Source organism: Massilia haematophila (assembly GCF_042647645.1).
GTDB classification, from domain to species: Bacteria; Pseudomonadota; Gammaproteobacteria; order Burkholderiales; family Burkholderiaceae_D; genus Telluria; species Telluria haematophila.
This window is the reverse complement of sequence record NZ_JBHRVV010000001.1, coordinates 4,708,603-4,732,862: the sequence shown is the minus strand read 5'-3', so window position 1 is coordinate 4,732,862 and position 24,260 is coordinate 4,708,603. Positions and strand designations below refer to the sequence as shown.

Here is a 24,260-nt window from a genome sequence, read left to right as displayed (position 1 = left end):
GCGATTCAAACACTTCCACCCATCAGACGTTGAACAGGAAGTTCAACACATCCCCATCCTTGACCACATACTCCTTGCCTTCCGCACGCATCTTGCCCGCTTCCTTCGCGCCCGCCTCGCCCTTGTAGGCGATGTAGTCGTCGAACGAAATGGTCTGCGCGCGAATGAAGCCGCGCTCGAAGTCGGTATGGATCACGCCGGCCGCCTGCGGGGCGGTGGCGCCGACCTTCACGGTCCAGGCGCGCACTTCCTTGACGCCGGCGGTGAAGTAGGTCTGCAGGCCGAGCAGTTTATAGGCGGCGCGGACCAGACGGTCCAGGCCCGGCTCTTCCATGCCCATGTCGGCCAGGAAGGCGGCCTTGTCGGCGTCGTCCAGGTCGGCGATTTCCGATTCGATGGCGGCGCTGATCGCGACGATCGGGGCGTTCTGCTTCTTGGCGAATTCGGTCAGCTGGTCCAGCAGCGGGTTGTTCGTGAAGCCGGTGTCGGAGACATTGGCCACGTACATCGCCGGCTTCGCGGTGATCAGGTGCAGTTCACGGATCATGAACATCTCGTCCGCGTCCAGGCCCAGGGTGCGCACCGGCTGGCCTTCGTTCAGGTGCGGCAGCATGCGCTCGCACAGGGCGACCAGCTTGGCGGCGTCCTTGTCGCCCGAGCGGGCTTTCTTGTTCTCGCGGTGGATCGCCTTCTCGACGGCGCCCAGGTCGGCCAGGGCCAGTTCGGTCTGGATCACTTCGATGTCGTCGATCGGGCTGACTTTACCGGCCACGTGGATGACGTTCGGGTCTTCGAAGCAGCGCACCACGTTGACGATGGCGTCGGTCTCGCGGATGTGCGACAGGAACTGGTTGCCCAGGCCCTCGCCCTTCGAGGCGCCGGCCACCAGGCCCGCGATGTCGACGAATTCGACGATGGCCGGGACGATGCGCTCCGGCTTCACGATCTCGGCCAGCTGGGCCATGCGCGGATCGGGCACCTCGACCACGCCGACGTTCGGCTCGATGGTGCAGAACGGGTAGTTCTCAGCCGGGATGCCGGCCTTGGTCAGCGCGTTGAACAGGGTGGACTTGCCGACGTTGGGCAGGCCGACGATGCCGCATTGGAGACTCATGGGAATTCTTTCTTTCGATGATGGTGGAGCTGCATGCCACAGCTCGGAAACCCCGCATTGTAACCCGGGAGACAGTCGAATGCCGTAAAAACAGGCGCAGCGGCGGCATGCGGCGGGGCACTTCGATGCGCCCATGCCGCAGGCATGGTCGTGTCGACATTCTTTACAGTCGCTCGCTCCAAAAACTTACCTGAAAATAAATATGCTTTCTCATCAATAAGTTATTGAGCTGGAACAAGAATTGCTTATTGGATATTAATATCGATTCCAATGCGAGACCACCATGAAAAAGATCCTCTTCGTCCTCTTCACCGCGGCAGCCATGCTGGCCGGTTCGGCGAACGCCGTCACCGTGCGCGGCTGGGGCACCGGTGCGCTGGTCGGCCATGACCTGACCGATCCGGAAGACGACGGCAACCGCGACGCCTACGTCAACTACAACGCCGTGTTCCGTTCCTCGGTCGAGCCCTATTTCGCCGCCGAAGGCGCCTTCAACGTGTTCGACAATTTCGTCGGCGTCGGCGCCGACAAGTGGTGCTGCGACCTGAACGGCTGGGTCGAAGCAGACTTCGGCAGCACGCGCTACCAGCTCACCAGCTTCACCGCCGCCTCCGCCAACGACGTGCCGGGCCGCGATTCGGACAAGTGGCAGATCCTCGGCTCGAACGACGGCATCAACTACAGTGTGATCTTCTCGTACGACCGCGAGGGCGTCTCGCCCTGGGGCCAGCGCTACCAGGTGAACGAGTACACCGCCGGCGTCGACTATGCGCTGCCGGCCGCCTACAGTATCTTCCGCTACCAGACCTTCTCGGTGGTCAATTCCAACACGCACCAGCTGGCCGAGCTCGAGTTCTTCGGCAAGGAATACGTTGAACCTGCCGTCGACGTGCCGGAACCGGGCAGCATCGCCCTGCTCGGCCTGGGCCTGCTGGCCGCGGCCGGCGTGGTGCGCCGCAAGCGCGCCTGATCGCTGCGCCTTTCCCTTACGAAGCCGCTGCTGGGTGCAGCGGCTTTTTTTATCTCAGATCGCGCGCAGGCGCGACAAATCCGGCCGCTCGACGAAGGCGGCCAGCTCGTCGCGCAGGCGCTGCCCCTCCCCCATCGCCTGTGTCCATGCGCGCACGCGCGCGTCGTGATCCAGGCCGTGGAACTTGAAGTCGGCGCGGTCGGGCAGCTTGGCGCGCGGCAGGGTTTTCAGAAAATCCTGCGACGGCGAGACGATCAGGACGTTGTCGAGCCAGCCGCAATTCGGGCCGCGCGCGCAGCGGCGCCAGGGCATGGCCTTGTCCAGCCAGCCGGGCACGATGTGCTCGTTGAAGTGCGGGTAGAACACGATCCCGTTCGGGTCCTGCGCCTCGATGCAGGCGTAAGGCAGCGCGAGGTGGTAGTCGATGATGCCGCCGTCCCAGTAATGGCCGGCGGGCGCGCCCGGGATGTTCGGCACCGGCTGCATGATCAGCGGCAGCGTGCCGGAAGCGAGCAGGCTGGCGGCCAGGTTCTCGCGCGTCAGCGTGGCGAAATGGGTGGTGAAGCTGTCGAATTGCTCCCGCAGCCACGGCAGGCCGTCGCGCGCGTCGCCGATCACGACGCGCTCGAGCATGCCGGCCAGGCGTGCGCGTGAAGCGAAGTTGGTCAGCGCGGCGGCGGCGAAGCCGCGCATCTCGGCGCGCCGGTGCGCGGGCGCGGCCAAGGGGCCCTTGCCGCGCACCGCAAGCAAATGCAGGCGATGGTGCGGATGGCCGAGGATGTCGTCCTCGTGGCCGCCGGCGAATTCGCGCAGCAGTTCCTGCACCACCGCGTTGATCTGCTGGGGGCTGGGCTTGGTGCTGGTGTAGCGCTGGCCCGCGTACAGCGCGCCGAGGCGCTCGAAGGCGCGCACCGGGTCGCGCTGGCAGGCGGCGGCCATGCGCCAGGCGCCGATCGAGGAACCGATCAGGGTGCGTTCACGCGGGCTTTTCGGCAGCCATTCGCCGAAGACGTACTGGTCGAGGGACTGGAAGATCAGGCCCTTGGGGCCGCCGGCGGCGGCGGGGATGACGGCGATGTCCTGGGCGCGCAGGCCGTGTGCGCGGATGCGGGCCAGGGCCCGAGGGCCGGCATGGAAGTTGAGTGCGCTCATCGGAGAATTATCGCAGGATGGGCGGGATTGCGTCGGGTTAGCCGATGCGTTTCGAGATGCAGGCGCGGTACCGCGTGGGCTCGAGAGCCCACCCTACGAAAAACCGATCAGGCGGTGTGCAGCTGCATTGTCGCCACGTCGAGTTTCCCCTCGACGGCCAGCGGGATGATGCGCAGCGCCTTGTCGATCGATTCCTCGATCGGGCCCTGCTCTTCGCGGCGCGGGCGGTGCAGGACGAAGTCGGCCACGCCCTGCTGAAGGTTCAGGCTGCGCGGGTGGCCGATGCCGATGCGCAGGCGCCAGTAGTCCTGGGTGCCGAGCGCGGCGGTGATGTCCTTCAGGCCGTTGTGGCCGCCCGAGGAGCCGCCCTTCTTCAGTTTGGCGACGCCCGGCATCAGGTCGAGCTCGTCGTGCACGACCAGCACCTCGTCCGGATTGATCTTGTAGAAGCGCGCCAGCGCGCCGACCGACTGGCCAGAGCGGTTCATGAAGGTCAGCGGTTCGAGCAGCCAGACCTCCTTGCCGGAAATGGCGGTCTTCGCCATCAGCGCATTGAAGCGGCTCTCGCGCTGCAGGCGGCAGCCCGGCAGGCTGTTGGCGAGGTTGTCGACCAGCCAGAAGCCGGCATTGTGGCGGGTTTGTTCGTATTCTGGGCCAGGGTTGCCGAGGCCGACGATGAGGCGGATGGACATAGCGGTCGCGTCAGGAAAAAGGCGATTATCGCCGAAAACGGGAAAAGATCAGCAATCAGGACAGGGACAATAAAAAAAACCCGCCGGGCAAGCCGCGGCGGGTTTTCGACTTCCCGGCCGCCCATCGGGGCGGCGGAAAAAATTACTTCTCTTCGCCTTCGGCAGCGGCGGCAGCGCCACGCGGAACCGACGAGGTAGCGATGGTCAGGTTCTGGCCGTGGGTCAGCGCGGTGACGCCTTCCGGCAGCTTCAGGTCGTTCACGTGGATCGACTGGCCGGCTTCCAGGTTGCCCAGGTCGACTTCGATGAACTCAGGCAGCTTGCCCGGCAGGCAGGCGACTTCCAGTTCGTTCAGCACGTGCGAGATGATCGCGCCGCCCAGCTTGACAGCCGGCGAGGTCTCGGCGTTAACGAAGTGCAGGGTGACCTTGGTGTGGATCGGCTGCGATGCGTCGACGCGCTGGAAGTCAGCGTGCAGGACCAGTTGCTTGTATGCGTGCATCTGGAAGTCGCGCAGCAGGACTTGCTGGGTCTTGCCGTCGATTTCCATGTCCAGCACGGAACCGTGGAAAGCTTCTTTCTTGAGCGCGTGGAACAACGCGTTGCCGTCCAGGGCGATCAGCTGCGGGGCTTCGGCGCCACCGTAGATGATGCCAGGGGTCTGGCCAGCGTTGCGCAGGCGGCGGCTCGCTCCGGTGCCCTGCAGGGTGCGGTTGAATGCGACTACTTTCATGTGAAACTCCAGTAATAAAATGTGGGCCCGAATGCCGGGAATGACTCCGGCCCGCGCCCGGTAAATGCCTGCCCCCGCGACCAGGGACAGGCGGCGATTGAGCGCTGACTGCGCACTCAAGAATTCTTTGCTATCTACAGCACAACGGCGCGCCGGCTGTTCAGCCTGGCGCGCCGCGGTTTGAAGCTGGTCTTGCTTAGTCGACGAACAGCGACATGACCGAGTCGCCCTTGACGATGCGCTTGAAGGTTTCGGCCAGCAGCGGAGCACAGGTCAGCTGGCGGATCTTCGGGCAGGCGGCGCCGGCGGCCGACAGCGGGATGGTGTCGGTGACAACCAGCTCGTCCAGCGGCGAGTTCGAGATGCGGTCGATGGCCGGACCGGACAGCACCGGGTGGGTGCAGTAGGCCACGACTTTCTTGGCGCCGCGCTCTTTGAGCACTTCGGCAGCTTTCGTCAGCGTGCCTGCGGTATCGACCATGTCGTCCATGATCACGCAGTTACGGCCTTCGACTTCGCCGATGATGTTCATGACTTCCGACACGTTCGCCTTCGGGCGGCGCTTGTCGATGATCGCCAGGTCGCAGCCGAGGCGCTTGGCCAGCGCACGGGCACGCACCACGCCGCCGACGTCGGGCGAGACGACCAGCAGGTCGTCGTACTTCTGCTTCTGCAGGTCGCCCAGCAGGATCGGGGAAGCGTAGATGTTGTCGACCGGGATGTCGAAGAAGCCCTGGATCTGGTCGGCGTGCAGGTCCATGATCAGGACGCGCTCGACGCCGGCTTCTTCCAGCATGTTGGCGACGACTTTTGCCGAGATCGCGACACGCGCCGAACGCGGGCGGCGGTCCTGGCGGGCATAGCCGAAGTATGGAATGGCGGCGGTAATGCGGCCAGCCGATGCGCGCTTGAGAGCGTCGACCATCAGCATGATTTCCATCAGGTTATCGTTGGTGGGAGCGCAGGTCGATTGCAGAACGAAGACGTCCTTGCCACGAACGTTCTCGTTGATTTCGACCATTACTTCGCCATCGGAGAACTTCGAGACCACGGCCTTACCGAGAGGAATGCCGAGGTTTTTTGCGACCCCTTCTGCTAGCGCCGGATTGGCATTGCCGGTAAAAACCATCAGGTTTTCGTAAGCCATGGGAGTCCCAGAAAGGTGAGCTTGAACTTGAAAAACAATCAGCCGGATATACCGGCTGATTATGCGTTGTGGAGAGCGACCGTTTTCGTGCTTTCCTTCTTTATCCGCTGGACGCTTGAAGCATCGACAGACCGGACAAATTAAATGGCAGGGGAACAAGGATTCGAACCTTGGAATGCCGGAATCAAAATCCGGTGCCTTAACCAACTTGGCGATTCCCCTACGCAACCTACAGCTTACCGCAGTGCTTAACTATTGTAACGTCAATCGCTGCGACAGGCAAAATTTTATTCTACAACATACTGTTTTGCAAGAGCTTTTTCATCGGGTGTCGCACCAGCGATTTTGCTTTCCACGATTTCCAGCTGCCGGGCACTTGCCGCAACACCTGATCCGCTTCTGCTTCGCCGGGCAGCGCGCAAAACACACACGCCCCTGAGCCAGTCATCCTGGCAGCGCCGTAACGTCCCAACCAATCAATCGCCTCCCCTACTGCAGGAAACAAGCGGGCCGCTACTGCTTGCAAATCATTTTTCCCGTATGCACTTAACTTATGTGCTTCAGGAAAGTCCGCTATTCTGACGGGTTTTGTGTCCCTTGTCAAATCGGATGCGGTAAAAATCGCAGGGGTCGGCACCGAGACCCCAGGCTCGATCACCACGTACCAGCAATCCGGGCCCGCCACCGGCTGCATCGCCTCGCCGATCCCTTCCACGAAAGCGGTTTCGCCGTAGAGGAAAAACGGAATGTCGGCGCCGAGCGGCAGGCCGATTTCCATCAGCTCGGCATCGCCGAAGCCGCACTGCCAGAGGTGGTTCGCCGCCATCAGGGCGGTCGCGGCGTCGGACGAGCCGCCGCCCAGGCCGCCGCCCATCGGCAGGATCTTGTCCAGGCGCACGTCGATGCCGGGCACGGCGCGGCCATGGCGCGTTCGATGCGCCTCGGCCAGGCGGTGCAGCACGCGCACCACCAGGTCCTGCTCCGCGGGCACGCCGGGCACGTCGTTGACGCGCTGGATGCGGCCATCGTCGCGCAGGTCGAAATGCAGGGTGTCTGCGCGGTCGATCAGTTGGAAGACGCTTTGCAGCAGGTGGTAGCCGTCGGCGCGGCGGCCGACGACGTGCAGGAACAGGTTCAGCTTGGCCGGGGCCGGGCAATGGTGCAGCGACTTCATCAGGCAGCCGGGTTGATGATGATGCGAATTTGCAGCTCGCCACTGGTGGCGGTGGCGCTGCGCTCGGCGTCTATACGCTGGGGCACTGGCCGTGCGGCTTTTTCGTCCTGCCAGGAGACGAAGCGCAGGCGCCAGCCATCCTTGGTAAAGACGTTGTTATTCGCCGGCGACGCGACGAAGCGCGTGCCGTCGGCCGCCGTGGCATAGCCTTGCATCCAGTCGCGCAGGCCGGCCACCGGCAGCGACCAGCCCAGCGCCTGGGAAGTCAGGGTGTCGATGTCCTGGGCACTCAGCGGCTCGCGGCCGGCCTGGGTCAGCGTGGCGCCTTGCGGCGTGACGCTGATCTCGGCCAGGGTCTGGCCCAGCGGCGAGGCCAGGCTGACGTCGATGCGGCCCGGCTGTTGCGACCACTCGAAATTACCCGTGACCGAACCCGGCTGGCCGTCCTTTTCGTAGTTCACCGACAGGCGACCGCTGAGGTCGATCGTTTCGCGGTAGTCGGCGACAGTGGATTGAGACAGCGGCGCGCTGGCGCAGCCGGCGAGCGCGGCGGCGAAGGCGAACAGGGTCAGGCGGCGGGTGATTGGCATTGTTCGGTAGTCTGCAAAAGGAGCGGCGGGCATGCGCCCGCCGCGGGATTCATCATGAAGAGGATTATTTCACAGGGACAGACGCAAGCGCGCCAGCGTACTACGCAAGGTATCGTTCTGCGGATCCTTGGCGCGCGCCTCGAGCCAGAGCTTCTCGGCGTCGGCGCGCTTGCCGCGCTGCCACAGCACCTCGCCGAGGTGGACCGCGATCTCCGGATCGCGGCGCAGGCCATAGGCGCGGCGCAGGTGGGCTTCGGCCGCTTCCAGGTTGCCCATGCGGTATTCGACCCAGCCCATGCTGTCCATGATGAAGGGGTCTTCCGGCGCCATCGCCAGCGCCTTCACGATCAGCGCGCGCGCCTCTTCCAGGCGCACGTTGCGCTCGGCCAGCGAGTAACCGAGGGCATTGTAGGCATGGTGGTTGTCGGGCGCCAGGCGCATCACTTCGCGCAGCGCGCGCTCCATCTCCTCGACCAGGCCGGCCTTCTCGGCCAGCAGTGCATAGTCGTACAAGAGGTCGGGATTGGCCGGGAAGCGCTTGGTGGCGGCCTGCATCAATTCATAGGCTTGTCCGGCCTGGCCGGCGTCGCGCAGGATCTGCGCTTCGGCAGCAAGCACCTGGGCCTGGGCGGCCGGGTCGGACGGCTTGAGCGAGGCGAGCAGGCGGCGCGCGGCCGGCAGGTCGCCGCCCTTGCCGAGCAGCTGGGCGCGGCGCAGCTGGGCGCCGAACACGGTCTTCTCGTCGCCCTCGGGAAGCTTGTCGAGCCAGCCGACGGCGGCCTGCAGGTCGCCGCGCTCCTCGGCCAGTTGCGACAGGATGAGCAAGGCCTTGGAGGGATCGCGCTCGTCTTCCGGGTTACGTCCCAGCACCTCGACGAAACGGGTGAAATAGCGTTCGGCCCCGGCCGGGTCGTTCAGCTGGGTCGACAGCACGCCCAGCGCGTACAGCGTGGTGACGTTGTCCGGCTGCTGCTGGTCGAGCAACTGGAATTCGCGGCGCGCCGCTTCGTACTGCTTGGCGTTGACCAGGATGCGCGCATGGGCGGCGCGCACTTCGCGCGCATTCGGATTGGTGACCAGGAATTTTTCCAGCAAGGCCGTGGCTTGCTCCTCGCTGTCGCTGGCCTGGGCCAGGGTCAGCATCGCGATCTGCGACGACGACTGCAGTTCCAGCGCGGCGCGCGCCTGGCGTGCGCCCTCCTCCTTGTCGTTGCGCGCCAGCGCCGCTTGCGCCAGCACCACGCGGCCCTCGACGGTGTCGCCGTAGGGCGCGACCAGGCGCTCGAGCATGGCGTTGGCCGCTTCCTTGTCCCTGGCGCGCGAGAGCAATTGCTGCACCTGGTACAGCACCACGCCGCGCACCTCGACCGGCGCGCTTTCCAGGCGCTTGCGGAAGATCGCTTCGGCGTCGGAGATATTGTCGGAGAGGATGACCATCCCCAGATAGTATTGCGTCGCTTCCTCGGACTGCGGGTCGAGCTTGCGCCATTCGCGCACCGCGGCCAGGGTGTCTTCCTGCTGGCGCGCGGCCAGGGCCATCTCGGCGGCGCGGCGCGCCAGGCGCGGGTCGCGCGTCTGCTGGGCCAGCGCCAGCATCGTCAGGTAGGGGCCTTGCCAGTCGCCCTTGCGAAACGCGAACTCGGCGCGCAGCAATTGGTTGAGCAAGGTCGGCGTCAGCTCGACCTTGGGCAGGCGCGCCATTTGCGCCGCTTTCTCGGCCTCCATCGCCGCCTGCTGCTCGGCTTCGCGCGCGTCGGCCTCATCCTGCGGATCGACAGCCTGTACTGCGGCCGCCGTTTGCGCAACGGGCTGCGGTTGCGGCGCCACAGCGCATGCCGCCAGCACACTGGAGAGAGTTACAATGACGAAAGCGTTTTTCAAAGCGTGTCCATATCGGTAACGATGTCCCGATTCTACGCCCAAGCCCTGCAACGCGTCCGCCCCCGCAACACGAATTTATAAGAATTTGTCGAATTTACATGCCTGAACTCCCGGAAGTAGAAGTCACCCGGCGCGGCGTCGCGCCGCACCTGGAAGGCCGCGTGGTCGAGCAGGTCGTGTTCCGCCGCGAAGGCCTGCGCTGGCCCTTCCCGGTCCACATCGCCGATGCGCTTGTCGGCCAGCGCATCGAGCATGTCAAACGGCGCGGCAAGTACCTGCTGCTGGGCTTTGCGAGCGGCACCCTGATCGTCCACCTCGGCATGTCCGGCCACCTGCGCGTGCTGCCGCCGGGTATCGAGCTGAAGAAGCACGACCACTTCGACCTGGTCGTCGGCGCCAACGGCGTGCGCCAGGTGCTGCGCCTGCACGACCCGCGCCGCTTCGGCGCGGTGCTCTGGCACGGCATCGACGACGGCGAACTGGAGCAGCACATCCTGCTGCGCGGCCTGGGCGTCGAGCCGCTCGAGGACAGCTTCTCGGCCGAACTGCTGTACCGCGCCACGCGCAAGCGCAGCGCCCCGATCAAGCAGGTGCTGCTGGCGGGCGACATCGTGGTCGGCGTCGGCAACATCTACGCCTGCGAAAGCCTGTTCCGGGCCGGGATCAATCCGAAGACGCCGGCCTCGCGCATCAGCCGCGTACGCTACGAGAAACTGGCGGCCGCCATCCGCGACGTGCTCGCCGCCGCCATCGTGCAGGGCGGCAGCACATTGCGTGACTTTATTGCCGTAAACGGACAGTCAGGATATTTCCAGCAGACATATTTCGTCTATGATCGTGCTGGAGTGCCTTGCCGCAACTGTGGGGCGCCGATACGCCAGATCAAGCAGGGCCAGCGCTCCACCTTCTACTGCGCGACCTGCCAGCGGTAAGCAACCTGACAAGCGGGCGGAACATGCAACAGATCCAAGAATACGGCGCCTGGCGCGCCGCCATCGCCGATGCGCTGGACAGCTATCGCGGCGCCCTGCAGGCGGCCGAGCTGGCCGACGCCGCCGCCCTGGTGCGGATAGGCCAGGCCCAGGCCCGGGTACGCGACGACCGGCTGTCGATTGCCTTCGTGGCCGAATTCTCGCGCGGCAAATCCGAGCTGATCAACGCGATCTTCTTCGCCGATTACGGCCAGCGCATCCTGCCCTCGGCCGCCGGGCGCACCACCATGTGCCCGACCGAGCTGCTGTACGACGCCGGGATCAACCCCTGCATCCGCCTGCTGCCGATCGAGACCCGCGCCAGCACGCTCGCGACCGGCGACTACCGCGACGATCCCGCCGCCTGGACCGTGCTGCCGCTCGACCTCGACGTCCCCGAACGCATGCGCGAGGCCTTCCGCCAGGTCAGCCTGACGCGCCGCGTGCCCGCCGAGGAAGCGCAGCGCTACGGCCTGGCCGACCCGCAGGACCCCGAGCACGCCGACGCCGTCGACAGCGACGGCACGGTCGAGATCCCGCAGTGGCGCCACGCGATCATCAACCTGCCGCACCCGCTGCTGAAGCAGGGCCTGGTGATCCTCGACACGCCGGGCCTGAACGCGATCGGCACCGAGCCCGAACTGACGCTGAACCTGATCCCGAACGCGCACGCGGTGCTGTTCGTGCTGGCCGCCGAGAGCGGCGTCACGCGCAGCGACATCGAGGTCTGGCGCACCCACATCGGCGCCGGGCCGGGCCGCATCGTGGTCCTGAACAAGATCGACGCCATGTGGGACCCGCTCAAGAACGAGGCCGACAACGAAGCCGAGGTCGCGCGCCAGCAGCAGGACGTGGCGCGCCAGCTCGGCCTCGGCATCGACCAGGTGTATCCGGTCTCGGCGCAGCAGGCGCTGGTCGGGCGCATCCAGGGCGACATGGACTTGTTCGAGCGCAGCCGCGTCGGCGCGCTGGAAACGGCCCTGCTGCAGGGCCTGGTGCCGCAGAAAAAGGCGATCCTGGCGCGCCAGCTGCGCGACGACCTCGCGGCGCTGGACAGCACGCTGGCCGGGGCGCTGGCGGCGCGCGCGCGCGACCTGGTCGAGCAGCTGCAGGAACTGAAAAGCCTGCGCGGCAAGAACCAGGCCGTGCTGTCCCTGATGATGCGCCGCATCGAGGCCGAGCGGAAGGATTTCGATGCCGGCCTGCTGCGCTTGCAGGAAGCGCGCACGCGCTTCGCCGCGCTGTCGACCCAGCTGTATTCGCTGCTCGGCCTGGACGCCGTGCAGCGCCAGGCCGAGACCGTGCGCCTGGCGCTGCAGGCCGCGCGTTTCGCGACCGGCATGCGCGCGCCGGTGCGCGTGTTCTTCGACGAGGCGCGCGCGGCGCTGGACGCGGGCGAAGCGAAGGTCGGCGAGATCGGCGCCACGACCGAGGCCATGGTGCGCGGCTTCGCGGCCGAGCACGGCCTGACCCTGTCGGCGCCGCCCGGCCTGAGCCTGGCGCGCTACCGCGCCGAGATCGACGCCATCGAAGCCCTCTACGCGAAACAGTTCGGCACCGCCACCCTGCTCATGACCAGCCGGGCGACGCTGATGGAACGCTTCTTCGATTCGATCGCCTCGCGCGTGCGGCGCACCTTCCGCGCCGCCAACGGCGACGTCGAGGCCTGGCTGAAGGTCATCATGGCGCCGCTCGAAACCCAGATCCGCCAGCACAAGGAGCAGTTGCGCCACCGCCTGGCCTCGATCCAGCGCATCCACGATGCGACCGACAGCCTGGAGCAGAAGATCGCCGCCTTCGAGGCGCGCCAGGACGAACTGCAGCGCCAGCGCCGCGCGGTGCTGGACCTGGGCGCGGCCGTCGGCGCGGCGCTCGACGAACCCGCCCTGCTGGAAGCCGCATAGACACTACATGAAACGCTTGACCGAATTCGACGACCTGATCGACCCCACCTTTTCCGATGCCGTGATCGCCTGGCAGCGCGCGCATGGCCGCCATACGCTTCCCTGGCAGAACACGCGCGACGCCTACCGCGTCTGGCTGTCCGAGATCATGCTGCAGCAGACGCAGGTGGCGGCGGTGCTGGGCTACTACGCGCGCTTCCTCGAGCGCTTCCCGACCGTGCAGGCGCTGGCCGCGGCGCCGATCGAGGACGTGATGGCGCACTGGAGCGGCCTGGGCTACTACACCCGCGCCCGCAACCTGCACGCCTGCGCCCAGCGCGTCGTGAACGAATACGGCGGCGTGTTCCCGAGCGACCCGGCCCTGCTCGCCGACCTGCCCGGCATCGGCCGTTCCACTGCGGCCGCGATCACCGCCTTCTCGAACGGCACCCGCGCCGCCATCCTCGACGGCAACGTCAAACGCGTGTTCGCGCGCGTGTTCGGCGTCGACCAGTACCCGGGCGAAAAGCGCGTGGAAGAGGCATTGTGGCGGCGTGCCGACGCCCTGCTGCCGGTCGAGGGCATCGAGTCTTACACGCAGGGGCTGATGGACCTTGGCGCCACGCTGTGCACGCGTTCGAAGCCCGAGTGCGGACGCTGCCCGCTGCAGGCGCGCTGCGTCGCGTTCGCAACTGGTCGCACGGCCGAACTGCCGGTGCGCAAACCGAAGAAGGCCACGCCCGAGAAGCGCGCCGATTTGCTGGTCGTCGTGCACGACGGCGAAGTGCTGCTCGAGCAGCGGCCCGGCAGCGGGATCTGGGGCGGCCTGCTGTCGCTGCCCGAGGTCGAGGGGCATGTGGCGCTGGGCGATACGTCTCCCGCGCTGATGCCGCCAGCAAACCTGGCGGGGGCGTTCGCGCGCTTTGGCGAGGTCGAGGAAGCGCAGGCCCTGCTGCCGCTGGTGCATGTGTTCACGCACTACAAATTGCACATCTTCCCGCACAAGCTGACCTTGGCTGAGCGGCCGGCAACGCCGGCGGAATTCGTGTGGTGGAAGCTGGCGGCGATCGACGAGGCGGCCTTGCCGGCGCCGGTCAAGAAGCTGCTGGGGGAACTCGCCAGGCCAAGCCTGTTTTAAGTAGGGTGGGTTCTTGAACCCACCGCCCTGACCGTTCGCATCATGTTACCGCCCGGTGGGTTCGAGAACCCACCCTACCGGGGTTTCGTAATGGTGCATGTCCCAACCACCAACGTCACCGATGAAAGGCGCCGTGATTCAAACGGTGAGACCGCGTGGGCTCAGGAGCCCACCCTACGAAAACCGCGGTATGGTGCATGTCCCAACCACCACCGTCACCTGGCCTGTTTTAAGTAGGGTGGGTTCTTGAACCCACCGCTCTGCTCGTTCGCATCATGCCGCCATCCGGTGGGTTCGAGAACCCATCCTACCGGGGTTGCGTAATGGTGCATGTCCCAACCACCAACGTCACCGATGAAAGGCGCCGTGATTCAAACGGTGAGACCGCGTGGGCTCAGGAGCCCACCCTACATCAAAGGTGGTCGAGCGAGAAGATCCTGCGATGCTCGCGGATCGCATACCGGTCCGTCATCCCCGCAATGTAATCGGCAATCTTGCGCGCCTGCTTCAGCGTGTCGCCATCGGCCGCCTGGTAGTCCGGCGGCAGCAGTACCGGATCGAGCATGAAGGCGTCGAACAGCTCGCGCACGATGCGGCTGGCTTTTACGCGCATGCGGTTGACCTGGAAGTGGCGGTACAAATTCGCGTACAGGAAGCGTTTCAGCGCGGTGGTTTCAAGACGCATCTTGTCCGAGAAGCGGATTAGCGGCGGCCCCTGGCGCACGTCGCCGATGCTCTGCGGCGCTGCCTCGCGCAGGCGTTCGGCCGAGGTCTCGACCAGGTCCGCCGTCATCGCCGTGATCATCAGGCGGATCGTCTCGTACAGCGCGCGCCGTCCCGGCAGGCCCGGGTACTGGGCCTCGACCTGGTGCCGCAGGCGCGCGAACAGTTCCACTTCTTCCATCTGCGCCATCGTCAGCAGGCCGGAACGCAGGCCGTCGTCGATGTCGTGGTTGTTGTAGGCGATCTCGTCGGCCAGGTTGGTCAGTTGCGCTTCCAGGCTCGGCTGGGTCTTGTCGATGAAGCGCTGGCCGAGGTCGCCCAGCTGGCGCGCATTGTTCAGCGAGCAGTGCTTGAGGATGCCTTCGCGCGTCTCGAACGTCAGGTTCAGGCCGTCGAAGGCGCCGTAGTGTTCTTCCAGCTGGTCGACCACGCGCAGGCTCTGCAGGTTGTGCTCGAAGCCGCCGTAGTCCTTCATGCATTCGTTGAGCACGTCCTGGCCGACATGGCCGAAAGGCGTGTGGCCGAGGTCGTGCGCCAGCGCCGTGGCCTCGACCAGGTCCTCGTTCAGGCGCAGGCTGCGCGCCAGCGTGCGGCCGATTTGCGCCACCTCGATCGAGTGCGTCAGGCGGGTGCGGAACAGGTCGCCCTCGTGGTTCAGGAAGACCTGGGTCTTGTACTCCAGCCGGCGAAAGGCCGTGGAGTGGATGATGCGGTCGCGGTCGCGCTGGAATTCGCTGCGCGAACCCGGCGCCGGTTCCGGAAAGCGACGCCCGCGCGATGTCGACGAATGCGCCGCATAGGGTGCGAGGTGGGCGTCGAAATCCATCATGCGTCCCCGCCAGCCACGCAGGCCGCGAGCGTGGCGCGCAGCTGCTCTTCGGGCACGCTGGCGATGCTCGGGCTGCCCAGGGGTTTCAGGAGGATGAACTTGATCGCCCCGCCCTCGTTCTTCTTGTCGACTTCCATCAGTTCGATCCAGCGCTCGACGCCGAGGTCCGGCGCCACGGTCGGCAGGCCGGCGGCCTTGACCAGCGCGCGCAGGCGCTCGACCGTGGCCGCGTCGACCAGGCCCAGGCGCTGCGACAGGTCGGCCGCCATCACCATGCCGCAGCCGACCGCTTCGCCGTGCAGCCATTCGCCATAGCCCAGGCCGGCCTCGATCGCGTGACCGAAGGTGTGGCCGAAATTCAGCACCGCGCGCAGGCCGCCTTCGCGCTCGTCGCGGCGCACGACGTCGGCCTTGATCTCGCAGGAACGCGCGATCGCATGCGCGAGCGCCTGCGGCTCGCGCGCCACCAGGGCAGCGATGTTGGCCTCGATCCAGTCGAAGAAGGCCGCGTCGAGGATGGCGCCGTGCTTGATCACCTCGGCCAGTCCGGCCGACAGTTCGCGCTCAGGCAGCGTGCCCAGGGTGGAGGTGTCGGCCAGCACCGCGCGCGGCTGGTAGAAGGCGCCGATCATGTTCTTGCCGAGCGGGTGGTTGATGCCGGTCTTGCCGCCGACCGAGGAATCGACCTGGGCCAGCAGGGTCGTCGGGATCTGCACGAAGGGCACGCCGCGCATGTAGCTGGCGGCCGCGTAGCCGGTCAGGTCGCCGATCACGCCGCCGCCGAGGGCGACCAGCGTGGTCTTGCGGTCGCACTTGTTGGCCAGCAGGGCGTCGAACACCTGCATCAGCGAGCCCCAGTGCTTGTATTCCTCGCCGTCCGGCAGGACGATCTCGACCACTTCGCGCCCGGCGGCGCGCAGCGGCGCCGCCACCTGCTCCAGGTAAAGCGGGGCCACGGTGGTGTTGGTGACGATTGCCGCCTTGTGGCCGCCGACGTGGCGGGCCAGGGCCGCGGGGTCGGCCAGCAGGCCGGGGCCGATCGCGATGGGGTAGCTGCGCTCGCCCAGTTCGACGTTGAGATTGATTTGTGCTGCCTGATTCATCGATGCCGCCTTCGTGCGCCAGGCGCGCCCGGCTGCGAGCGCGTCCAGCTGGTCTAGGATAGTCTGGACCATCGATTGTACGTTAGGTCGGCCGGTATCGATGACGAGGTCCGCAATCTCGCGGTACAGCGGCTCGCGCTGGGCCAGCAGCTCCTCGAGCTTGCGGCGCGGATCGGCCGTCTGCAAGAGCGGACGGTTCTTGTCGTGGGAAGTGCGCTGCAGGATGGCGCCGATGCCGGCGCGCAGGTAGATCACGGTGCCGCGCTCGGCCAGCAGCGCGCGGCTGGCCGGATTCAGGACGGCGCCGCCGCCGGTGGCCAGGACGATGCCGTCCTGGGCCGTCAGCTCGGCGATCATCTCGGCCTCGCGGCGGCGAAAGCTCGCCTCCCCCTCGATCTCGAAGATCCAGGGAATCGTGGCGCCGGTGCGCGCCTCGATGGCGTGGTCGGAGTCGACGAAGCGCTTGCCCAGCCGGCGCGCGAGGAGCCGGCCGATGGTGGTCTTGCCGGACCCCATCAGCCCGACAAGAAACACATTTTCGGATTTCACATCAGTTTGCGGTGAACTTGAACTCCGTAATATTACCCTTTGGCGTCTTCACCTGGAGCGTAAAATCACCCGCGGCGCATGCAGCCTCCGGCGTCACCGTCATCAAGTGCACCGTTCCGCCGGCGTCGACGGTCGAATTGATGGTCCCCGGCGAGACCGCGCCGACCGCCACTTTGTTCGCCGCCGGGACCGTCACCGTGGTCCCGTAAGGCAGCGGATTGCCGTTACCGTCGGCCAGGCGCACCGACAGGTTCTGCAGCGCGCAGTTGGCGCCGGCGGCGCCCGTGACCGGGATCACGGCGCCGTTGGTGCGCGGCGTCGTGTCGCAGACCGCGCCCTGGCAGAACTGGGTGATCTTCGCAGTCGAGCCGCTGAACACGACGACGATCGACTTGCGCAGGTAGTTCAGGCCCCATTTGCCGTCGCCGGCCGCCACGTAGTTGGCGTGGTTGAACGGGAATGGACGGTCGCCCTTGGCCGGCTCGTAGATGCCGTTCTCGTTGGTGTCGAGGAAGGGATCGCCCATGTCGCCCAGTTCCGGCGCGGCCGGGAACGGCTCGCCGCCGCCCGGGCAGGCGTCGACCAGCGGACGGTAGCTGCCGGGCGCGCCGGCGTAGCCGCTGCAGCTGTACTGGCCGTCGCCGTTCAGGTCGACGAAGTTCTCGATGCCCTGCACGTAGGCTAGCACGGTGACGCGGCCGTTGGCCGGGCGGAAGTCCTGGGTCACCAGGTCGACCGAGCAGCCGCCGCCCGTGGTGGTGCAGCCGCCCTGTGCCGAGCTGCCGACCGCGCCGCCCTCGGTGACGAAGTTGACCGCGGTGCCGTCCGACACCGGGTTGCCGTACTGGTCGGCCAGGCGCACCGTGATGCCGACCGTCTCGCCGTCGTATTCGCCGCCTTCGATGTTGTAGTGCTCGGCGCTCATCGACATCCAGCGCTGGATCGGCAGGCCGGTCGAGACGGTCAGCGCATCCGACAGGCCGGTGATGGTGTTGCCGTTGCGGGTCGCCGTGGCCATCACGCGCACCGGGGTCGGGATCGTGCCCGAGGAAACCATGGTGGTGACGTTGCCGTTGGCGTCGGTGGTGGCGCGGGTCGGGCTGACCGATAGGCCGCCGGTATAGGTGGTGGCGGTAAAGTCGACGTCGACGCCGGCCAGGCCGTTGTTCTGCTGGTCGACCACGCGGAAGGTCAGCTGGGCCGACTCCGAACGTCCCTGCCCGCCCGAGCCCTTCAGCACGATCGACGTGCCGCTCAGATTGCTGCTGGCAAAACCGATCGAGCCGATGTTGGCGGCGCTGACGTCGAGCGAGATCGACTGGCTCGAGCTGCCGATCGCGGCGGTGATGGTGTCGCGCCCGCGGGTACAGCCGTTGTTGGTGTAGGTGGCGACTTGCACGCCATTGCTCATCGCGCCCGGCACCAGGGTGGCGGTGCCGTCGCCGACGCACAGCGAGGTCAGGCTCAGGCCGGTCGCGACGGTCGCCGGCTGGCCGGCGCTCGTAATCGGGATATGCAGCGCCACGGTATTAAACGCCGGCAGCGCGGTTTTCTGCTCAGGGTTGAACGACAGCGTGCCCACCGTCAGCGGCGCGGCGCCGACGGCGATGTTCAGGCCCGCCGTGCCGGTCTTGCCTTCGACCACCGAGGTGGCGCTCAGGGCGGCCGCGCCCGAGGCGGTGTAGCTGGCCGGCTTGACCGTGACCACGGCCACACCGTTGGCGTCGGTCAGCGCGGTCGCGGTATCCGGGGTGAATGCGACCAGGCCCGGCGCCGAGGTGGCGAAGCTGACGATGGCGCCCACGGCCGGCTTGCCGTCCGGCTGCAGCACGGTGGCCCTCAGGGTGGCGCTCTGGCCGCCCGACAGGCTGGCGACGGCATTGCCGGCGCCGTCGACCAGCGTTGCCGTGACCTTGACGCCGGCGGTCACGGAGCCGCCGCCCGGGCTGGTGCCGCTGGTGCCGCCCGGGTTGTTCGGGCCGACCGCGCCGGGATTGCCGCCGCCGCCGCCGCAGGCGGCCAGGGCGGCCGCGGCGATCAGGGTCAGGGCCGCCAGGCGCAGCTGCGCGGCGGGCTTCGAGGAGTTCGGGGTGTGCTGCATCGTCGTTCCAGTTGTTGTCGATTCTTGGTTGTTGGTCACTCATGCAGCCGGCATACGGCCCGGCCATCAAAAAAACGAAGGCCACAGGAACGCGTCGGCGTCGCTGTGGCGGGTACGTCACCGGCGCACGCGGCGCCGGCCCTGCTTGCGGCTGTCTCTTAACGCGTGGCCGTCATGCGGTCGGCCACGATCTTCGGCGTGATGAAGACCAGCAGTTCGGTCTTCGCGCTTTCGCGGCCCTGGGTCTTGAACAGGTAGCCCACGAACGGGATGTCGCCCAGCAGCGGCACCTTGCTTTCGTTGCTGCGTTCGGTCTGCTGGTAGATCCCGCCCAGCACCACCGTGCCGCCGTTCTCGACCATCACCTTGGTCTTCACGTGCTGAGTGTTGATGGCGAAGCCGGCGCGCGTCTCGTCGCCCTTCGAATCCTTGCTGACGTCGACTTCCAGCACCACGTTGCCGTCCGGGGTGATCTGCGGGATCACCTCCAGACGCAGGTTGGCCTTCTTGAATTCGATCGAGGTCGCGCCGCTCGACGAAGCGACCTGGTACGGCAGCTCGATGCCCTGCTCGATCACGGCCACCATCTTGTCTTCGGTGACCACGCGCGGGCTGGAGATGATCTTGCCCTTGCCGTCCGCTTCCAGCGCCGACAGCTCCAGGTTCAGGAAGCGGTTGTCGGACGAGGAGAACAGGCTGAAGGCGATGCTCGGGGCGTTGATGCCGCCGATCGCCGCCGCCGGCAGGTTCACCAGCGTCGAGTTGTCGAAGGTGCTGCCGCTGGCCTGGCCGGTCACGGCGCCGACGCCGGGGATGTTGCCGCTCAGCGCCAGGCGGTTGTCGCCGCCCACGCCGTAGCCGGGGTCGCCGCCGGCCGCGCGGCGCGCGTCGTTGAAGCCGATCTTGGCGCCCAGGTTGCGCGAGAAGCCGTCGCTCGCCTCCACCAGGCGCGCCTCGATCAGCACCTGCTTCGAGGCCACGTCGGTCTTCTGGATCAGCATCCGGATGTCCTCGATCTTCGAGGCGATGTCGGTCACGAACAACTGGTTCGTGCGCGGATCGATGATCGCGCTGCCGCGCTTGGACAGCACGCGGTTGCGGCTGTCCCCGCCCGGCGCGCCGTTGGCGTCGAGGCCGAACACGGTGCGGAAGGACTCGGCCTTCTGGTAATTCAGCTGGAAGATTTCCGAGCGCAGCGGTTCGAGGTCGGAGATCTGGGCGCGCTGCTCGAGCTCGAGCTTTTCCTTGGTCAGCAGTTCTTCCTTCGGCGCGATCCACAGGACGGTGCCGTTCTTGCGCATGTCCAGGCCCTTCGATTGCAGGATCACGTCGAGCGCCTGGTCCCAGGGCACGTCCTTCAGGCGCAGGGTCAGGCTGCCGCTGACGGAATCGCTGGCGATGATGTTCAGGCCCGAGATGTCGGCCACCGCCTGCAGCGCGGCGCGCACTTCGATGTTCTGGAAGTCGAAGCTGATCTTCTCGCCGTTGAAGCCTTGCGGGCCGCCCAGCTTGTTCGGATCTTCCTTGACCGGACGCACGTCGACCACCAGCTGGGTCTCGCTCTGGTAGACCGACTGCTCCCACTGGCCTTGCGCTTCGATGGTCATGCGCACGTTGCTGCCCTGGGCCGCCGTGGTGACGGTCGTTACCGGGGTGCCGAAGTCGGTCACGTCGAGGCGGCGGCGCAGCGCTTCCGGCAGGCCGGTATTCAGGAAGTCGACCTGGACCCGGTTGCCGAGCTGGCGCACGTCGACGGCGACCTGGTTGTTCGGCAGGTCGACCACGACCCGGCCTTCGCCGCTGCTGCCGCGGCGGAAGTCGAGGTTGCGCAATAATTGACGAGAGGCCGGTGCCGCCGCCGCGGAGGCGGCCGCCGCACCTGCCTGGCTGACCTGGGAAGCGACAGCCGTGCCGCCGGCGCCGGCGCCATCGATGGTCACGACGATGGCCTTGCCGTCGATCGCGGTCGTGTAGTTCACGGAGCGCTTCAGGTTCAGCACCAGGCGCGTGCGTTCGGCGGCCTGCACCACGTTCACGCTGCGCAGGTCGCCCAGGTTGATCTCATGGCTGCTCTTGCCGGTGGCGTTGCTGGTGGCGCCGAAGTCGAGCGCGATGCGGGCCGGGTTGGTGATCGCGAAGCCGAGCGGCGCTTTCGCCGGCGCGTTCGTCATGGCGATGTTGAGCACCACGTTGGCGCCCTGCTGGTTGGCCGTGATCGACGCGATGGCATTGGCTTGCGCCTGCGCGGCCTGCACGCCCAGCGCCAGCAGCAGCGCCGCGCCCAGGCGCAGCAGCCAGCCCGGCAGCATGCGCGCCGCGCCGCTGTTCATTGCAAATGGGGTCATTTCCCGGTCTCCTTACTTTCCTGCAGCTCCAGCTTCGATATCCGCTCGACCCAATCGCCGCCGGCGTCCTGTACCATTTCCCTGATGTCCACCGCGGCCGGCGTCACGCGCATGACCTGGCCGAAATTCTGGCCGAGGCGCTGGCCGACCCGTACCCGGTAGATGACGTTGTCGATGCGCAGCAGCGCGAAACTGGCGCCACCTTTCTGCATGGTGCCGACCATCGTCATGGTGTCGAGCGGGTAGGCCTCCAGGGCCTCGCGCGGGCGCTCCAGGTCCGGCTGCAGCGAGCTGCGCGCCTGCGCCAGCAGGCCGGCATCGGCCAGCTTGGCCGTGCTGAACGGATCGACGGCCTCCTGTTGGTTGTAGGCGTAGGGGATGAATTCCTTCGAGGCCGGCAGCGGTTTCACCTTCGGCTTCGTTTCGCGCTTGACCTGGTCCATCCAGCTGCGCACCTCGCGCACGTCGCTGTCGCCGCAGCCGGCCAGCAGCGCGGCCATCGTCAGCAGCAGTGCGCCATGGGTCTTCTTCATTTCTTGTCCCCTTTGGCGCCTTTGTTCTTGCCCTTGCCCTTGCCCTTCGCCTTCTGGCGCGCGGCCTTCTGCGCGGCCAGTTCCTCGGCGTCGAGGTAGCGGAAGGTCTTGGCGATCGCTTCCAGCTTCAGGCTGCCGTCCTTGTTGGTCTCGATCGCCATGTTGTTGAGCGTGACGATGCGCGGCATGTGCGCCATGTCGGCGGCAAAGGCGCCCAGGTCGTGGTAGCTGCCGCTGATGCGGATGTCGATCGGCAGCTCGGCGTAGTAGTCGCGCACCACGGTCTGGTTCGGGCGGAACAGCTCGAACTGCAGGCCGCGGCCGACGCCGGCCTGGTTGATGTCCGACAGCAGCGCCGCCATCTCGGCCTTGCTCGGCAACTGCTTTTCCAGGCGCTCGACCGACTGGTCGACCTGCAGCTTCTGCGCCTGCAGCGCTTCCAGGTTGACCGCCTGCGCGATCTTGTCCTTGTAGGCGGTGCGCAGCTTCTGTTCCTGGGCCGCGCCGCGTTCCTGGGCTTCGAACTGGCCGCTCCAGTAGGCGAAATAGCCGAGCACGACGACCAGCGCCATCACGCCGGCCGCGCACAACAGGCGCGGCGCCAGCGGCCACAGGCCGGGCGGGCGTCCCTGCAGTCCCTCGAACTGGGACGACAGCTCGGCGCTCCATTGTTTCAGGTCGATGTTCATGGCTTGCTTCCGTTCTTCGCGGCCAGGGCGGTCGGCTTGTCGGCTTCTTCACCTTCCTCCGCTTCGCGCGGGCGCTTGATGTTCACGGCCAGCGTGAACTCGACGACCTTGCGCGCGGCCTTGTTCTGGGTCACGGTGGCCGCCTTCACCTCGGTCAGGTCGGGCGCCTCGAGCCAGGGCGACTGGCCGGACAGGTTGCGCAGCAGCTCGGCCACGCGTTCCTGCGACTGGGCGACGCCGTTCAGGACCACGCGCTGGCCGTCCTGCTTGACCGATTTGAGGAACACGCCGTCGGGCGTCTGGCGCACCAGTTCGTCGAGCAGGTAGACCGGCTGGTTGCGGTCGCCCTGAAGGTCTTCGACCGCCTGCTGGCGCGACTTCAGGGCCTCGATCTCTTCCTTCAGGGTGGCGATGTCCTTGATCTTCCGGTCGAGCTTCGCGTTCTCGTTCTTCAGCGCCAGGTTGCGCTGTTCCTGGATCGCGATGCGGCTGGCGTTCCAGCCGCCGACCAGCAGCACCACGGCCGCGCCCAGCAGGCCGCCGAGCACCAGCATGGCGACAAAGGCCTTCTGTTTCTGCTTGCGCTTCGCTTCCCGGTGCGGGAGCAGGTTAATCCGGATCATCCGAACCTCCGCAGGGCCAGGCCGCAGGCAACCAGGTAAGCAGGGCCCTCCTGGCGCAGTTGCTGTTCGCGCACGCCGGGCGCCAGCAGCATGCCCTCGAACGGCGCCACCGGCGCGGTCGGGATGCGGGTACGGCCGCCGACCAGCTCGACCAGGCCCGGCAGCAGCGCGTTGCCGCCGGCAAGCCAGATCTGGTCGATGCGGGTGTAAGGGGTCGAGGTGTAGAAGAACTGGATCGCGCGCGTCACTTCGAGGGCGGCGCTGTCCATGAAGGGCGCCAGCAGGTCGGCGCGGAAGTTTTCGGGCAGGTCGCCCGAGCGCTTGCGCGCCTCGGCTTCCTCGTAGGCCAGGCCGTAGGTGCGCACGATGTCCTGGGTCAGCGTGTGGCCGCCGAAGGGCTGCTCGCGCTCGTAGACGGTGTCGCCGTTGACCATGAAGGAGACGTAGGTCATGGTCGCGCCGACTTGGAACAGGGCCACAACCTTGTCGTCGGCCTTGGCCCCGGCCAGTGCGGTATTGCCGGTAACGCGTTCCAATGCGGCGCGCGCGGCGTAGGATTCGACGTCCATCACGGTGGCGGTGAGGCCGGCCGCTTCGGCGATCGCGACGCGGTCCTCGACCTTCTCGCGGCGCGCGGCGGCCAGCATGACTTCCATGTCCTCGGGCGAGGTGGCCGACGGGCCGACCACGTCGAAGTCGAGGCTGACCTCGTCGAGCGCGAACGGGATGTACTGGCTGGCTTCGGACTCGACCTGCACTTCGAGCTGGTCTTCGCCCATGCCGGCCGGCAGGATGATCTTCTTGGTGATGACGGCGCCCGGCGGCATGCCGAGGGCGACGTGACGGGCGCGAGTTCCGCTTTTCTTCCAGATGCGGCGCACGGCATCGGCGACCTGGTCGAAGTTCTCGATGTTGCCGTCGACCACGGCGCCGCGCGGCAGCGCTTCGAACGCGTAGCGCTCGAGGCGCAGCGCGCCCTTGCCGGCGTCGGCCAGCTCGACCAGGCGCAGTCCCGACGTGCTGATGTCGAGCCCGGCCAAAGGCGGGCTCGACTTTCCGAACAGGGACCCCAGATTGATCACGAGCGACCTCCCTCACTGCTGTCTGCCGTGGCAGAACGATTTATTGAACGCCCGCGCGGGGGAGTGTCATGTTGAACAAACTGCCTGTGTCAGCATGACTTGCTGCACATATATGAGGCACTGCATTAAATCGTAGCAATAAGGATGCGTACCGACAAGATATTTCTGCACTGGAACATTACAATCCGGCGCGCGCATGCCACACTCGATAGCGCCTTGTACACACCCCTTGTCGGAT

The 24,260-nt window shown here is 66.6% G+C and carries 20 protein-coding genes and 1 tRNA gene; 4 read left to right on the top strand and 17 right to left on the bottom strand.

All coding sequences use genetic code 11. From position 1 onward, the window contains the following. Nucleotides 1-22 precede the first annotated feature (22 nt). Nucleotides 23-1,114: a redox-regulated ATPase YchF gene (ychF, locus tag ACFOPH_RS20950; protein ID WP_379737138.1), complete on the bottom strand. Its 1,092-nt coding sequence runs from the start codon at nt 1,112-1,114 to the stop codon at nt 23-25. 283 nt (nt 1,115-1,397) lie between these two features. On the opposite strand from ychF, the gene ACFOPH_RS20945 reads away from it, so the two are divergent. After that, nucleotides 1,398-2,084, top strand: coding sequence for a PEP-CTERM sorting domain-containing protein (locus tag ACFOPH_RS20945; RefSeq protein ID WP_379737137.1), 687 nt, complete (start codon nt 1,398-1,400; stop codon nt 2,082-2,084). A gap of 54 nt (nt 2,085-2,138) precedes the next feature. On the opposite strand, the gene ACFOPH_RS20940 is transcribed toward ACFOPH_RS20945, so the two are convergent. The 8 genes from ACFOPH_RS20940 to ACFOPH_RS20905 all read right to left on the bottom strand — a co-directional run bounded on the left by ACFOPH_RS20940 (nt 2,139) and on the right by ACFOPH_RS20905 (nt 9,399). Next, nucleotides 2,139-3,236, bottom strand: coding sequence for a patatin-like phospholipase family protein (locus tag ACFOPH_RS20940; protein WP_379737136.1), 1,098 nt, complete (start codon nt 3,234-3,236; stop codon nt 2,139-2,141). A 107-nt stretch (nt 3,237-3,343) separates the two neighbouring features. Further along, nucleotides 3,344-3,928 (bottom strand): aminoacyl-tRNA hydrolase, encoded by a 585-nt coding sequence (gene pth, locus ACFOPH_RS20935; RefSeq protein ID WP_312550772.1) that lies wholly within the window; start codon nt 3,926-3,928, stop codon nt 3,344-3,346. A gap of 142 nt (nt 3,929-4,070) precedes the next feature. Then, nucleotides 4,071-4,661: a 50S ribosomal protein L25/general stress protein Ctc gene (locus ACFOPH_RS20930; protein WP_312550770.1), complete on the bottom strand. Its 591-nt coding sequence runs from the start codon at nt 4,659-4,661 to the stop codon at nt 4,071-4,073. Nucleotides 4,662-4,857: 196 nt separating this feature from the next. After that, a complete protein-coding gene (locus tag ACFOPH_RS20925) occupies nt 4,858-5,808 on the bottom strand; it encodes a ribose-phosphate pyrophosphokinase (protein ID WP_312550769.1) in 951 nt (316 codons plus the stop codon). 145 nt (nt 5,809-5,953) lie between these two features. After that, nucleotides 5,954-6,030 (bottom strand) — tRNA-Gln (locus tag ACFOPH_RS20920). Nucleotides 6,031-6,100: 70 nt separating this feature from the next. Further along, nucleotides 6,101-6,982, bottom strand: a complete 882-nt coding sequence (gene ispE / locus ACFOPH_RS20915; RefSeq protein WP_379737135.1) for a 4-(cytidine 5'-diphospho)-2-C-methyl-D-erythritol kinase — start codon at nt 6,980-6,982, stop codon at nt 6,101-6,103. Next, the gene (locus ACFOPH_RS20910) at nt 6,982-7,572 is read right to left on the bottom strand and encodes an outer membrane lipoprotein LolB (RefSeq protein ID WP_312550767.1); all 591 of its coding nucleotides are present in this window, start codon (nt 7,570-7,572) and stop codon (nt 6,982-6,984) included. Before ACFOPH_RS20910 ends, ispE begins: the two co-directional genes overlap by 1 nt. A gap of 69 nt (nt 7,573-7,641) precedes the next feature. Beyond that, complete coding sequence (locus tag ACFOPH_RS20905; RefSeq protein ID WP_379737134.1) at nt 7,642-9,399, bottom strand: tetratricopeptide repeat protein; 1,758 nt, start codon at nt 9,397-9,399, stop codon at nt 7,642-7,644. A gap of 152 nt (nt 9,400-9,551) precedes the next feature. On the opposite strand from ACFOPH_RS20905, the gene mutM reads away from it, so the two are divergent. Genes mutM through mutY form a run of 3 tightly spaced genes read left to right on the top strand, consistent with a single transcriptional unit; the run spans nt 9,552 to nt 13,445 of the window. Then, a complete protein-coding gene (gene mutM, locus ACFOPH_RS20900) occupies nt 9,552-10,385 on the top strand; it encodes a bifunctional DNA-formamidopyrimidine glycosylase/DNA-(apurinic or apyrimidinic site) lyase (protein WP_312550765.1) in 834 nt (277 codons plus the stop codon). Nucleotides 10,386-10,408: 23 nt separating this feature from the next. Next, complete coding sequence (locus ACFOPH_RS20895; RefSeq protein WP_379737133.1) at nt 10,409-12,328, top strand: dynamin family protein; 1,920 nt, start codon at nt 10,409-10,411, stop codon at nt 12,326-12,328. A 7-nt stretch (nt 12,329-12,335) separates the two neighbouring features. Further along, the gene (gene mutY / locus ACFOPH_RS20890) at nt 12,336-13,445 is read left to right on the top strand and encodes an A/G-specific adenine glycosylase (RefSeq protein WP_379737132.1); all 1,110 of its coding nucleotides are present in this window, start codon (nt 12,336-12,338) and stop codon (nt 13,443-13,445) included. A gap of 412 nt (nt 13,446-13,857) precedes the next feature. Here mutY and ACFOPH_RS20885 read toward each other — a convergent pair whose 3' ends face one another. The 8 genes from ACFOPH_RS20885 to ACFOPH_RS20850 form a co-directional block, all read right to left on the bottom strand. Beyond that, complete coding sequence (locus ACFOPH_RS20885; protein WP_379737976.1) at nt 13,858-14,994, bottom strand: deoxyguanosinetriphosphate triphosphohydrolase; 1,137 nt, start codon at nt 14,992-14,994, stop codon at nt 13,858-13,860. Next, a complete protein-coding gene (aroKB, locus tag ACFOPH_RS20880; RefSeq protein ID WP_379737974.1) occupies nt 14,994-16,616 on the bottom strand; it encodes a bifunctional shikimate kinase/3-dehydroquinate synthase AroKB in 1,623 nt (540 codons plus the stop codon). The genes ACFOPH_RS20885 and aroKB overlap by 1 nt, the downstream gene beginning before the upstream one ends. Nucleotides 16,617-16,650: 34 nt before the next feature. Further along, entirely contained in the window at nt 16,651-18,750 is a 2,100-nt protein-coding gene (locus ACFOPH_RS20875) for a hypothetical protein (RefSeq protein ID WP_379737131.1), read from the bottom strand. Nucleotides 18,751-18,908: 158 nt separating this feature from the next. Then, on the bottom strand, nt 18,909-21,095 hold the full coding sequence (gene pilQ, locus ACFOPH_RS20870) for a type IV pilus secretin PilQ (protein WP_379737130.1): 2,187 nt from the start codon (nt 21,093-21,095) through the stop codon (nt 18,909-18,911). Continuing rightward, nucleotides 21,092-21,628, bottom strand: a complete 537-nt coding sequence (locus ACFOPH_RS20865) for a pilus assembly protein PilP (RefSeq protein ID WP_312551559.1) — start codon at nt 21,626-21,628, stop codon at nt 21,092-21,094. The genes pilQ and ACFOPH_RS20865 overlap by 4 nt, the downstream gene beginning before the upstream one ends. After that, nucleotides 21,625-22,317, bottom strand: a complete 693-nt coding sequence (gene pilO, locus ACFOPH_RS20860) for a type IV pilus inner membrane component PilO (protein ID WP_379737129.1) — start codon at nt 22,315-22,317, stop codon at nt 21,625-21,627. The genes ACFOPH_RS20865 and pilO overlap by 4 nt, the downstream gene beginning before the upstream one ends. Beyond that, on the bottom strand, nt 22,314-22,940 hold the full coding sequence (locus ACFOPH_RS20855; RefSeq protein WP_312551563.1) for a PilN domain-containing protein: 627 nt from the start codon (nt 22,938-22,940) through the stop codon (nt 22,314-22,316). The genes pilO and ACFOPH_RS20855 overlap by 4 nt, the downstream gene beginning before the upstream one ends. Then, complete coding sequence (locus tag ACFOPH_RS20850) at nt 22,937-24,022, bottom strand: pilus assembly protein PilM (protein WP_379737128.1); 1,086 nt, start codon at nt 24,020-24,022, stop codon at nt 22,937-22,939. The genes ACFOPH_RS20855 and ACFOPH_RS20850 overlap by 4 nt, the downstream gene beginning before the upstream one ends. Nucleotides 24,023-24,260 lie beyond the last annotated feature (238 nt).